This window comes from Peribacillus deserti (assembly GCF_002863585.1).
Lineage (GTDB): Bacteria > Bacillota > Bacilli > Bacillales > DSM-1321 > Paraperibacillus > Paraperibacillus deserti_A.
Map to the genome: position 1 here is coordinate 12,431 of NZ_PGUY01000041.1, position 13,147 is coordinate 25,577.

The 13,147-nt window shown below is 44.7% G+C and carries 10 protein-coding genes; 2 read left to right on the plus strand and 8 right to left on the minus strand.

Annotated elements, in window-relative coordinates; genetic code table 11:
• Positions 1-71: 71 nt before the first annotated feature.
• The 5 genes from CUU66_RS13225 to CUU66_RS13245 are packed head-to-tail and all read right to left on the minus strand — an operon-like array spanning position 72 to position 5,890.
• Positions 72-761, minus strand: coding sequence for a type 1 glutamine amidotransferase (locus tag CUU66_RS13225; protein ID WP_101642927.1), 690 nt, complete (start codon positions 759-761; stop codon positions 72-74).
• Positions 762-799: 38 nt separating this feature from the next.
• Positions 800-2,146: a glutamine synthetase family protein gene (locus tag CUU66_RS13230; RefSeq protein WP_101642929.1), complete on the minus strand. Its 1,347-nt coding sequence runs from the start codon at positions 2,144-2,146 to the stop codon at positions 800-802.
• Complete coding sequence (locus CUU66_RS13235; protein ID WP_101642931.1) at positions 2,140-3,339, minus strand: M20 metallopeptidase family protein; 1,200 nt, start codon at positions 3,337-3,339, stop codon at positions 2,140-2,142. The genes CUU66_RS13230 and CUU66_RS13235 overlap by 7 nt, the downstream gene beginning before the upstream one ends.
• A gap of 15 nt (positions 3,340-3,354) precedes the next feature.
• Positions 3,355-4,719 (minus strand): APC family permease, encoded by a 1,365-nt coding sequence (locus CUU66_RS13240; RefSeq protein ID WP_101642933.1) that lies wholly within the window; start codon positions 4,717-4,719, stop codon positions 3,355-3,357.
• Positions 4,720-4,723: 4 nt separating this feature from the next.
• Complete coding sequence (locus CUU66_RS13245) at positions 4,724-5,890, minus strand: amidohydrolase family protein (protein ID WP_101642935.1); 1,167 nt, start codon at positions 5,888-5,890, stop codon at positions 4,724-4,726.
• 313 nt (positions 5,891-6,203) lie between these two features.
• Between CUU66_RS13245 and CUU66_RS13250 the strand changes: the two genes are divergently transcribed.
• Positions 6,204-7,967 carry a sigma 54-interacting transcriptional regulator gene (locus CUU66_RS13250; protein ID WP_257967990.1) on the plus strand — a complete coding sequence of 588 codons (1,764 nt, stop codon included), beginning with the start codon at positions 6,204-6,206 and terminating at the stop codon, positions 7,965-7,967.
• A 13-nt stretch (positions 7,968-7,980) separates the two neighbouring features.
• Positions 7,981-9,309, plus strand: coding sequence for an aspartate aminotransferase family protein (locus CUU66_RS13255; RefSeq protein ID WP_101642940.1), 1,329 nt, complete (start codon positions 7,981-7,983; stop codon positions 9,307-9,309).
• 496 nt (positions 9,310-9,805) lie between these two features.
• Here CUU66_RS13255 and CUU66_RS13260 read toward each other — a convergent pair whose 3' ends face one another.
• The 3 genes from CUU66_RS13260 to CUU66_RS13270 are packed head-to-tail and all read right to left on the minus strand — an operon-like array spanning position 9,806 to position 12,984.
• Complete coding sequence (locus CUU66_RS13260; protein WP_101642943.1) at positions 9,806-10,645, minus strand: sugar phosphate isomerase/epimerase family protein; 840 nt, start codon at positions 10,643-10,645, stop codon at positions 9,806-9,808.
• The gene (locus CUU66_RS13265) at positions 10,632-11,822 is read right to left on the minus strand and encodes a dihydrodipicolinate synthase family protein (protein ID WP_101642945.1); all 1,191 of its coding nucleotides are present in this window, start codon (positions 11,820-11,822) and stop codon (positions 10,632-10,634) included. Before CUU66_RS13265 ends, CUU66_RS13260 begins: the two co-directional genes overlap by 14 nt.
• On the minus strand, positions 11,794-12,984 hold the full coding sequence (locus CUU66_RS13270; protein ID WP_101642948.1) for a Gfo/Idh/MocA family protein: 1,191 nt from the start codon (positions 12,982-12,984) through the stop codon (positions 11,794-11,796). The genes CUU66_RS13265 and CUU66_RS13270 overlap by 29 nt, the downstream gene beginning before the upstream one ends.
• Between the last annotated feature and the right edge of the window lie 163 nt (positions 12,985-13,147).

Consider the following 13,147-nt stretch of genomic DNA (forward strand, 5'->3'; position numbering starts at 1 on the left):
TATGCACTTTTATACTTGTAGCTTACTGAATGTTAAGCAGGCTAACTTTTTACATCAGCCTCTATTTTCTGCTATCTTGACAGATTTGCTTCCATATTATTTAACAGAGTGAATAAAACTCTTTTTGCACCTATCAGCAAATCTTGTCTCCCAGTCCAGCTATCCGGTGCTTGTATGTACTCGCCTGAGGATGATGGTCTCTCATTAACCGCCAGTTCACAAATGATATCCTCGGAAAACTCCGGATGGAATTGAATGCCCACTACGTTTTCTCCATATGAAAAGGCTTGGTTTGTACATCCTGTACTGGAAGCTAGGAGTGTTGCATCCTGCGGTAAATCAAACGTATCGCCATGATGTTCAAATGCTGGAAATTGATCAGGAACTCCTTCAAAAAACGTCGACCTGGCTGAAACCTGTATCGGCCACCACCCCATTTCCTGGTGTTCATGCGGATACACCCTGCCGCCCAAAACCTCCGCCAGCAATTGGGCTCCCAGGCAGATACCAAGCACCATTTTTTTGCCTTTTATTGCTTTTTTCATAAACTCCTTTTCCACAGCCAGCCAAGGAAAGGCCGCTTCCTCGTAAGCTCCCATCCTCCCGCCGAGAATGATCAGCATATCAAAGCTCTCTATATCTGGAAGGGCTTGGTTTTCGTACATTTTGGTACAAGCCAGTGGATAATTTTTTTCTGCAGCCCATTCTTCGATGTGGCCTAATGCAGCTAACTCATCGTTTTGTATATAATGTATTTTCACAATAAACCCCCTCCAGCTATAACTGATGTAATAACGGGTTAGAATCTTGTCGAAAAGATTTTGCGCTCCCAGTCACTTACATATCGGGAGTACTTATCCCATTCTGTCCTCTTGATTTTAATAAACTCTTCCCATATAGTCCTGCCAATCGTTTCTGCCAGTACGGAATCCTGAGCCAGTGAATCAATGGCTTCGGTAAGGCTTTTTGGCACCCAGTTTATGCCTCGTTCCTTCAGCTGAAATTCGCTTGCCTGGCTTACATCAAAGTCAACAGGCTCTCCCGGGTCGATGGTATTCTGAATGCCGCGGAGACCTGCTGCTACTAAGCATGCTGCCAGGAGATAGGGATTGGCTGTCCCATCTGCACCTCTATACTCGAAGCGTCTTGTTCTTCTTTTCTCAGGAATTCGGACTAAAACAGAACGGTTTCCGGATCCATAGCAGATGTGTGCAGGAGCCCATGATCCCGGCTGCATGCGTTTATAGGAATTAATGCTCGGTGCCCCTATGGCGATCATTGAAGATCCGTGCTTTAAAAGGCCCCCAATGAAATGATATGCTTTTTCTGACATATCAAGTCCGCGCTGATCGGTTGTATCTTCGAACAGATTTTCCCCGCCTTCATCATAGAGGCTGATATGGACATGCAGTCCGCTGCCTGATAAATGTTGAAAAGGCTTCGGCATCAAGGTTCCAACCATCCCTTTATCACGTGCGATCTGTTTGTATAAATGCATAAAAGTCACCTGGTCATCGGCAGCCTTCAGAGCATTGGTATATTTCAAGTTGATTTCAAGCTGGCCAGGTCCATATTCACTCGAAATCTGCTCCGTTTGTACTCCCATAGCTTCAAGCGAATAAACAAAAGCCTGAATGAAATCCTCTTGTATATCAGCTCCTTCTGTGGAGAAACAATGGCTGTTATCCGCTGGGACAAGCTCTCCATCCACTTCTTTCAATAAATAGGCTTCCTGTTCAAAAGCCATATTCATTTTTCCGCCAAGTAGAGATTCAACCTCATCCAGCAGGCGCTTTAATGCACTTCGAGGGCAGCCGTGCCATGGATCTCCATTAATGTCCACCAGATCGCAAAGCATACGCGCTGTATTCTTGCGGTATGGAAGAATGGCAAAGGTTCCTGGATCGGGGACGGCAAAGAAGTCACCGTCGTTTGGGCCGAATGCTGGATTCGGTATATATTCATCAAAAACATCAAAGCTCATAATAGCTGTACTGAAGTTGACTCCCTTTTCCATGACATCTTTCAGCTGTGCAGGGCGAATGGTCCTTCCACGTGTGACACCTGCATAATCGAGAAACTCCACCCGGATGAATTCTATCTTTTCATTATTAACTATGTCTAAGACGCTTTCTTTCGTCAACATTTATTCTCCACTCCTTTTTGCAGCCTGCTCTTTATAGTGTAGATAAATAATTCGACTCCTATAGGGATGATCTCTTCATCAAAATCAAATTGTGGATGGTGCAAATCATAAGAGGGTTTATCCTCAATTGCTGTACCAAGCCTGAAATAGGTGCTTGGAACTTTTTCGGAGAAGGATCCAAAATCGTCTGCTCCCATGGAAGGCTCCTTTAATTGAACAACTTGTTCAGAACCAAAGAGCTCTTTTGCGCTTTCTTCTAGGGCGTGTGTCACCCACTGAGTGTTGATTACAGGAGGATGGCTCTCCTTATAATGAACTGCAGCTTTTCCTCCAAAGCTTTTAGCAATGTTCTTACTTAGCTCCATTACTTGTATCTTTAGCCTTTTTCGAGTCTCCAAGGTTACAGCCCTTGTGGTTCCCTCCAAAACTACGTTGTCAGCTACTACATTGTTTGCGGTTCCTCCATGTATTTTTCCGACGTGAACAACAACTGGCTCTACGGGCCTGCTTGACTTCGTTACCAAGGTAGGAAGAGCTTGAAGAATTTGCGAGCTAATGGTAATGGCATCAATTGCCTGATGTGGCCTTGCGCTGTGCCCGCCCTTTCCCTCAACTGTGATCACAAAATCATCACAGGACGCAGTAACCGCTCCATATATGACACCTACTGTCCCATGGGGAAGGTGTGGCCATAAATGGAGAGCCAACATCACATCTACTCTTGGATTCTCTAATACTCCGAGATTGATTAGCTGCTGGGCAGCACCATCTGCCTCTTCTCCAGGCTGAAAAATACACCTCACCCGTCCAGAAAGGAGGTTTTTTCGCTGGTAAAGCTGATATACCACTCCCAATAGAATCGTCGTATGTCCGTCATGACCGCAGGCGTGCATTATGCCGGTATTGGATGAAGAAAACGGAAGGCCCGTTTTCTCCTGAATAGGGAGGGCATCAATATCTGCCCGGATTCCAATATGCGGCCCTTCCCCGTTTTCACCAATAATGTCAACGAATATCCCGGTTTCTCCTATTATAGTAAATGGAATTCCCCATTCATCAAGGAGGGAAGCAATATAATCACGTGTACGAAATTCCTGGAAAGATAGCTCCGGATGTTGATGAAGATAACGGCGGATTTCTATTAAACGATTTTTAAGCTCCTCATTAACTAGTATTTCCTTCTCGCTGATCACCCTGTTATGCCCTCCCTACAATGTGGTTTCTTTCCTTGTGGTGCTTGTTGTATTTTTAGATTTATTGAATATACGGAACATGACGTATAAGACTGCCATCCAGATGGCACCGCGAACAAGTGTCATAGGAGAACCGACAAACGTTCCGTAAAACACGATGGCAATTCCCACAAAACCTAAGATAGGAAACAACGGATATAGCGGCTGCTTCCATGACAGCTGCTGTACTTCGTGCAGTGCATTTTTACGGTAAAGAACCGCGGCAATCAGTGCCAGCGTCCAGGAAACTAGCCAGGCTAATACAAGCTGGGTGGAAAGCTCCACGTAAAGGAAATCCGGATTCACCGATCCAAAAAAAACTAATCCAACTGATGCAGCCCATACAGCCACAATCCCGTACACAGGAGTTCCTGTTTTTGGATGGATGTACCCAAAGAAGGCTGGGAGATAACCACTTTTTGCCTGTGCATAAAAGATCCGGGACGAAGCATACAGCGTTCCCATCAAAATACAGGTAGCTGCAGCAATCCATGCGGTCATATTCATAATATAGGCGCCGGCAATTCCAAATATCATATTGGCTGCTTCGGTGAACGGCGAGCCATCCATTGTGATTTGATCCCAAGGAATTAAGCCTTGTAGTACAATTTGTGCTGCTGAGTATAAAGTTAAGAAAGTAATACTTGACCAGATTAATGCCTTAGGCAGATCTCTTGGATTTTTAACCTCTCCGCCGGCGGTTGCCAGTGTTACAGCCCCAAGGTAAGCATAGGTTCCTAATGGAATAGCTGCCCAGAAGCCGTCTGCTCCGTGCGGAAAGAATGGAGTGAAATTATTAAAGTTAATATCCTTTAGTCCAATAAGAGAAAAAAGCGCCATTACAAGCGTCATGATAATAACGAGTATAAGCTGTGTTTTAGCTGCAATTTCCGTACCTAGAATATTTAAAATTGCAAAAATAGAGATAAATAGTATCGCAAAAAAGACTGGCCAAAACTCCCCTTTAAGCTGCGGGAAAAACCACATCGTCAGCTTCCCTAAAGCAAGTCCAACACTGCCGCCGGCAATGACCCAGCCCATTGCAAAGGTGAACCCGGACAAGAAGCCCCACCATTTACCCATGAACCGCTCGACCCAATGTGACATGGCTCCTGCGTTCGGCATTCCTACGGCCAGTTCTCCCAATGCAATCATTAAAAATAGCTGAGAAAGACCGGCAACCAGATAAGCCAGAATGGCTCCCGGGCCTGCTGTTGCAATCCCCTGACCCATAAGAACGAATACACCATCCCCGATAACTGCTCCAACCCCAAGCGCCCAGATCGACCAGTATCCAAGCTTTCTCTGAGGCTCAAGTTCTAATTGAATAGGTTTGCTCATTATTTTATTTACCCTCCTTTAAAAAGTCCTGATATACATTTTCAAAATTGCGGTATAACACCATTTCACCAATAACTTGAGCCGTCTCTGGATCCATATAATCCGAATCTACCCAGCCATTAAGCACTTCCTCAAAGCACTCTTTAAATAAGTGGACACCCAGCCAGTTCATTTCGGGCATGGTAAATGCATCCGATCCGTACATCACCTTATCAAACGGTGCAAATTCAAACACCTGGGATAAAATCCTTTTTACGCCATGCCCGCTGAACGGATTCTGCAGGGAAATATCCATATACACATTAGGAAGGATGCTCACAATGAATGCCGCCTCTTCAACCCAGGGATATCCGCCGTGAACAAGATGTACTTTAGTATCCCGGTACTTTTTATCCCTTAACATCTCAAGTAAAAAGCTCGGGCTTGCTTTCGGAAGAACCACCTCGCCATCACCAATGCCTGTATGAATGTGCATTACTTTATTCGCTGCTGAACATTCTTCCATTGCAATGTGCAGGCAATAATCACGAAGATTTTTGACAGCTGCCCGGCTGTTTCCTTTGAACTCTTCGTACTCCTCTTGTGCGAGTGCTTCATTCATTGGAGTAATATCCAGCCCGCTCCGGTACGCAATGATCGATTTTAACCCTACCATCCCCTCTTTTTTCAGCGCCTCTGCTAAATCTCTCCGATACGAATCCACAAACTCAGCGAAGTTTTTACATTCGCCGCTTAATCTCACCATCACTGGTTCAATCCGGTGGATCTCCCATATTTGCACCCCGCATAATTCTCTATATTCCTTCTTGCTTAACGGGGGCTGGGGATATCCGAAGTCCCCCACAATTCCAGATAAGTTAGCATCCTGGAAAAGCTCCCGGGTATAGGTTTTGAAATCAATTGCCCTTTTATTGCGCTGCTCCACTACCGCTTCTAGAGTCGGCTCACAGGAAAAATATTTTGCTAATCTTTGGATGAGAATCTGAACCCACATATTACTCCCGGGAAAGGGCTGTTTGTGAACCCGCTTGTAGTTTTGAGGGATTTCATTTGGAATGACTGCCAGTGAAAGCTGTCGAACATACTCATCGCCCGTATATGGCTCTCGGTTTGCAAGGTATGGATGTGCATGAACATCGATTGCATGGATATCCTTTAATGATACTTTCATTTGAACCCTCCTATTTGTATTTGCTATTTACAATGCAAGTTCTGTGCCAACTTTTGCTTTAAATAAAAAAATAGAAAAGCTTTAATGCAGGGCACTTTTTTTATTTGACTCATAAATTACCCGCAAAAATTTTTGCATATGAAAATTTTTTTGCGGAAGATTCTTTTTCACCATACTTTAGGTTAAAGGATACAAAATTTCTTTTTAATATATAATAAGTTGTGATAATATTTTGAAAAGTAAGTCATTTCAGTTATAAATGATAAATTTTTTCCGCAAAATTTTTTTCCTAAAACTAAAAGCAGGTGATCTGTTGAATGAATTCACACCTCCGATCTTAGAGGATATCTGGAACGCTACTTTCGACTGTATGATTCTTGTTAACGAAGAAGGTAGTATCCTCTCCCTTAATCGGCCAGCCACACGTTTATTTTCCGGGAATCCCTCTACCCTTGCTGGAGCCTCCATTTACGAATTAATTCCTTCGGAGGAATTTAGAAAAAGCTTGCAGAAAAAGACAAAAACCGGTATTTCTATTTCTTTAGGTACGAAGCAATTAGTCGGAAACATGATATTTCTTGAGAGGGAAAATACTGCCAGGGGCTATCTGCTGATATTTAAGGATATTTCCCAAGTGCAGAATCTTCATCATCAAATCCATGAAATGAACAAAACAAAGCAGTTGTTTGATTTGATGCTTGATCAGCTTGAGGAAGGCATCTGTGTAATTGATGAGCATGGAACGATTCTGTATTATAACCGGAAAGCTGGCGAGGTGGATACATTAGAGCCCGAGGGTGTCAGAGGCAGACGCGTTCAGGATATGTGGAATGTGGATGAACACACAAGCACACTCCTGACATCCCTTCGAACAGGACGTACCCTAAACCACAGAGAAACACAATTCTCTGCTAGTGGGAAAACAGTCACCTCCCTATTCAGGACCGTACCTCTACTCCTTGGGGACCATCAATATGGTGCGATGGAAGTTTCTAAGGATATTACAGAACAAAAGCAGCTTGCTGAATCCATTATGCAGCTTCAAAAGCAGAACAAAGGGAATTCAGAAGCTCACTCCTTTGTATCTCTTCACAAAAACAACACACGTTTTCAGTTTGAAAATATCATCTTCTCAAGCAGAGAAATGGCACTTACCGTAGAGCAGGCCCGCCGTTCCGCTAGATCTAGGTCGAATATTCTGATAGTCGGGGAAACAGGTACAGGTAAAGAACTATTTGCTCAGAGCATACATAATGAAAGCCCGAGAAAGAATAACTCCTTTATCGCGCAAAACTGCGCTGCTCTCCCTGAGTCCCTGCTAGAGAGCCTGCTGTTTGGAACGGCTGCAGGAAGCTTTACTGGTGCAGTTGATCGTCCAGGGTTGTTTGAGCAATCGCATGGCGGCACCCTTTTACTTGATGAGATTAATTCAATGAGCACAAGCTTACAGGCTAAGCTGCTTCGTGTCCTTCAGGAACGGAAAGTACAGCGTTTAGGATCTTCTAAAGTCGTTGATATTGATGTAAGAGTTATTGCAACGATGAACGAAGATCCACACGAAGCCATAGCCGCCGGCCGTCTTCGAGAGGATTTATTTTATCGTATAGGGGTGGTGAACCTGGTGGTTCCTCCGCTTCGGAACCGAAAGGAGGATATTAGGATCTTAGCGGATTACTTTATTACTAAACACGCTCAGCTCCTGGAGGTAACCGTTAATGGATTAGAGCCGGACATTTTCCGTTTTTTCATGAATTATCACTGGCCTGGAAATGTCCGGCAACTGGAGCACGTCATTGAAGGCTGCCTCAACCTTGTCTACGATGAGGACACAATCGGTTATGATCAATTGCCGCCCAATCTGAAAAATAAAATTCAGCAGCAAGAACAGCCTTCTCTAAAAGAGCAATCTATACAATTTGCCGGAAGCTTACCGGAGCAGATAGAAAAGCTGGAACGCATCATGATTGAACAGGCTATGAAAAATACAGATAACAACATTACAAAAGCTGGGGAACAGCTTGGTATTTCGAGGCAGACACTGAATTACAAGCTGAAAAAATATCTAATTTTTTGTTAAAGGAGGAAAACTCTTGTTTAATCGATTTCTTGAAACAGAAGACCAAGTGATTGCTGACAGTTTGAAAATTCGCTTTTACCCGATTTCGGTTAAATCCGCTAAGGGCACGCGGATTACTGACCAGGATGGAAAGGACTACCTGGACTTGGCAGCCGGATGGGCAGTTGCCGGAATTGGATATGGCCATCCAAGGGTCAGCTCGAAGATTAAGGAGCAATATGACACTTTATCTTTCACCTCTCAGCTCTCCGCACCAGAGCAAACCATGGTGTCTCTGGCACAAAAACTGATTGATATAACTCCGGGCAGTTTTCCAAAAAAGGTCTGGTTTGGACACTCCGGATCTGATGCAAATGATTGTATCTTTAAGCTGGTCCCGCTCGAAAAAAATCGGTCGAGAATGATCTCCTTTATGGGTTCGTATCATGGCCAGACTCTAGGGTCTCTATCCCTTTCCGGACATCCAGCTCAATCCCGATTTATCGGCAGCGGAAACGTTGTTAAAATTCCATATCCAAATCCATACCGCCCTCCTTTTGGCGAGACAGACCGTTTAACTGATCAAATCATCGATTTTCTTGAGAATGAAGTGTTTAAAACGGTTTGCCCGGCAGAAGAAACGGCTGGAATTATTATCGAGGGAATCCAGAGTGATGGAGGCCTCATCATTCCCCCTGATGACTTTCTGCCGCGCCTTCAAGAAATGTGCAGACATTTTGGAATTCGTCTGATCTTCGACGAAGTCAAGGTCGGTTTAGGAAGGACAGGCAAGTGGTTTTCCTTTGATCATTATGGAATTGAGCCTGACGCAGTGGTACTTGGCAAATCCCTGGGAGGCGGGCTTCCGATTAGTTCAGTCGTGGCCAGAAAGGAAATGCTCGATGTCGGAACCGGAATTCATATGTTTACAACCAGTGGTAATCCTGTAAGCAGTACTGCCGCTCTTGAAACCTTGAAAATTATCGAGGATGAAAGATTAATAGAGAATGCCCGACACAAGGGAGAATACTTCATAAGCCTACTTACAGAACTCCAGAAAAAATACCAGTGGATAGGGGACATCAGGGGGAAAGGCCTTGCAATAGGAGTAGAACTGGTGGAAGACCGGGTATCAAAAACCCCAGCCGCGGAAAAGACGGCTGCAATCTGCTACCGATGCTATCAGCTGGGACTGCTAGCGTTTTATGTAGGCATTCATAGCAATGTAATCGAAATCACTCCGCCACTCACGTTGACCAAAGACGACATTGATTTAGCTGTAAGCATACTAGATCAGGCCTTTTCTGATCTGGAAGAACAAAAAATTGATATGAATCTAGTCAAAGAGTATGCAGGCTGGTAAAAGTATTAGGACTCTGTATTAAATAGAGCTGCGAACTGCTCTATTTAATACAGAGTCAATATATATAAACACGCAAAACGTTATTAACTGCTAATCTACTAACTGACGTGATTAGTTTTTGTAAGATTCGAACCCAAATAAGTCCGCATCACCTGTTCCGCCGTCTGCACTAAAAGCTGCTCACATCCACTTTTCTGCCTTAAACGGCGGCGACTAAATTGTCAAGCGTTCCTTCACCGTCCGCAACCGGTACCAGGACTGTTTCTGCAGAAGGAAAAGCTTTTTAAAACGCCTCGTTCGATGGTTTTTGCTGCTTCAAAGGCCCTTAAGGATCCTTTGAAAGAGTTGAGTGCAATGACAATTCCGACCTGAAAATCTCCCCTTATAATCTACTTTTTAATCCCGTTTTAAGATATGAGAACGACTCTAGTATTCAAAAAGACAACAAAAACTTGTAGAGAAACACTTCCCCTTTCTCTACAAGTCTATATATAGATTATTTTATTTTAATGGGTGGCTGTACTAACACATGGCTCAAATATCTTTCTTTTATTTGATTCAATGTATAATCCCCGTCTTGATCCCAGATCGCCTTGTTGAAGATTTCGACTTCGATCGGGCCTCTGTAGCCTGCTGCTTCGACGGCTTCTCGTATTCGTGCAATCTCAATGACGCCGTCACCCATCATCCCGCGACCCATTAACATGTCAGGAGTGGGGACGATCCAGTCTGAAACATGAAAGCCTAATATTCTTCCTTTTGCTCGATTTATCTGGTTGTAGAGATCCGGATCCCACCACACATGAAATACATCAACCACGACGCCTACCTGATCCGGCCTGTATGCTTCGGCAAGGGTATTGGCCTGATTCATCGATACCACCACTGACCGTTCGGCGGCGTACATCGGATGCAAGGGCTCGATGGCTAATTTTATTCCATAGCCCTCTGCAAAAGGGACAAGCTGTTCAATTCCATCTGCCACCATTTTCCGAGCACCATCGATATTTTTATCTGCTGAAGGTCCACACACTAAGACCAATACATCCGTACCAAGCTCAGCCGCTTCCTCAACAGCCCTTTTATTATCATCAATCCTTTTTTCACGTTCTGCCCTGGATAGTGCAGGGAACATGCCTCCGCGGCAAAGGCTGGAAACTTGAAGGCCAGCATCCTGGATTAATTTTTTGCTTTCTTTTAATCCGAGTTCTTCCACCTTATGGCGCCATGGAGCGATCCATGGGATTCCTGCCCTCACACACCCTTCGACGGCTTCACGGAGATTCCACTTTTCTGTTGTGATTTGATTCAAGCTTAAACGATTAAAGTTTTCCACTGACCATACCCTCCTGTCGGATACCTGCTAAGTTCAGGACAAGTTTCATTCTTTCAGCGGCCTGCTCAGGATCGGAAAGCAGACCAGCCTTATCGGCTAATGTAAACAAATCCGACAGGTGTACAATGGAACGAGCGCTTTCTGCTCCTCCTATCATCCTGAAATGAGATTGATGCCCATTCAGGTAACTCATGAAAACAATTCCTGTTTTATAAGAGAAGGTCGGTTTTTGAAAAATATGCCGTGATAAGGGGACTGTTTTTTCCAATAAAGAGTTATATCGGGCTAAGTCACCGTCGTCCATGGCGTGCAGTGCAGCAGATGCAGCAGGCGCTATCGCATCAAAAATGCCCAGGAGCGCATGGCTGAATCCTTTCTCATCACCCTGTATTAATTCCGCATAATTGAAGTCATCGCCCGTATACATTTTTATTCCCTTTGGAAGCAATCGGCGCATTTCGATTTCCCGCTCGGCATCCAGGAGGGATATTTTAACGCCGTCAACCTTATCTTTGTTGTCCCAGATTACGTTCAGGCATACTTCCATGGCATTATCCAAATTCTTAAATCCCCAATACCCGGATAGGGATGGGTCGAACATATCTCCCAGCCAGTGCAGGATAACTGGGCTCGAAACCTGTCTGAGGATATTGCCGTAAATGCGCTCGTAGTCCTCAGGCCCTTGAGCACATTGGGCAAGGGCTCGGCTCGCCATCAATATGATCTGAGCATTCTGATCCTGGACAAATGCACATTGCTCCTCATAAGCTGCTTCAACATCCTCTAATTTCACGGCAGGGTGGGGCGTTAAATGGTCCGTGCCGGCACCGCAGGCAATCCGGCCGTTTACAGTACGTGCTTCGGCTGCCGACCGTTTAATTAACTCCTTTGCCATCTCATAGCTCAGACCCATTCCTCTTTGTGCAGTGTCCATCGCTTCAGCAACTGCAAAGCCATGCGACCAAAGATGCCTTCTGTATGAAAGCGTACTATCCCAGTCTATCTGAGAATTCGAAACGGGGTCTGTGGCCGCTAGAGGGTCTGCGACCACGTGTGCGGCCGAGAAAGCTATCCTGCTTTTAAAATTTCCTTTCGGTCCGTCCACAGAACCAAAATTCCCTGCTGTATACTCATAAGTTGAACCGCTGCTATTTGGAAGCGTTAACGATTTTCCCACTCTTTTTCACCCCCAGGCTAAGTTCTGGTATATCAATCCACCGGCGTTCCTTCCATGATTGGAGGCCGAGCTCAGAAAGCTGTGTTCCTTTAGCTCCTTCTAATAAAGTCCATGGAAACGGTTCATCCGCAGCTACGTGCTTAAGGAATAATTCCCACTGAATTTTAAAACCATTATCATATTCCTGGTTTCCAGGCACTTCCTGCCACTGTTCCTGGAATGGAAGTGGATTAGGAATGTCTGGATTCCATACTGGCTTAGGAGTACTTACCCTGTGCTGTATCTTGCATTCGCGCAATCCAGCTACCGCACTCCCCTCCGTGCCATCCACATGAATAACAAGAAGATCTTCCCTATTAACCCTTGTCGTCCACGAAGAGTTAACCTGGGCGATGATTCCGCCTTCCAGCTCAAATGTCGCGTATGCTGCATCGTCAGCTGTGCAGATATATGGTTTATTATTTTCATCGACTCGTTTCGGTATATGGGTTTTGCCAATACAGGAAACAGATTTTACCTCTCCGAACAGGTTATCAAGCACATAGCGCCAATGGGCAAACATATCGACGATGATTCCTCCGCCATCTTCCTCGCGGTAGTTCCAGGACGGGCGCTGGGCCGGCTGCCAATCTCCTTCAAATACCCAGTAGCCAAACTCCATCTGTACCGAAAGAATCTGTCCGAAGAAGCCTGAATCGACAAGCCGTTTTAATTTAAGCAGACCTGGCAGGAACAATTTATCCTGTACAACGCCATTTTTTATACCTGCTTCATACGCCAATTGGGCAAGTTCGAGTGATTCCTCCAGATTTGAAGCTGTTGGTTTTTCACAATAAATTTGTTTTCCTGCCTGAATTGCTTTTCGTATCGCCTCTGCTCTTCGTACTGTGGTCTGTGAATCAAAATAGATTTCATTGTAAGGATCGTTCAGGCAATCATCCAAACTTGTACTCCAGCGTTTGAGGTTATGTTTTTCCACAAGGGCCTGTAGTTTCGCTTCGTTTCTTCCAACTAAAATGGGATCAGGGATGATCACATCTCCATTTGGCAGTGCAACCCCGCCTTGCTCTCGGATAGCGACGATCGACCTGATTAAATGCTGGTTGGTCCCCATCCTTCCAGTGACTCCGTTCATAATAATCCCTATGTGTTTAACGGCCATATTCTCTTGTCCTCCCTGTCTTTCAGGCTGAATGCCATGAATAGTAAGCTTTAAGCTTATTTAAATTGTAAAAGAAACTAAATACTGGAGTCTCTGCTATATCGGAATGATTTTCGCAATATCGGAAATAAACGGCTGAATAGTAAGATTCATGTCATTTATG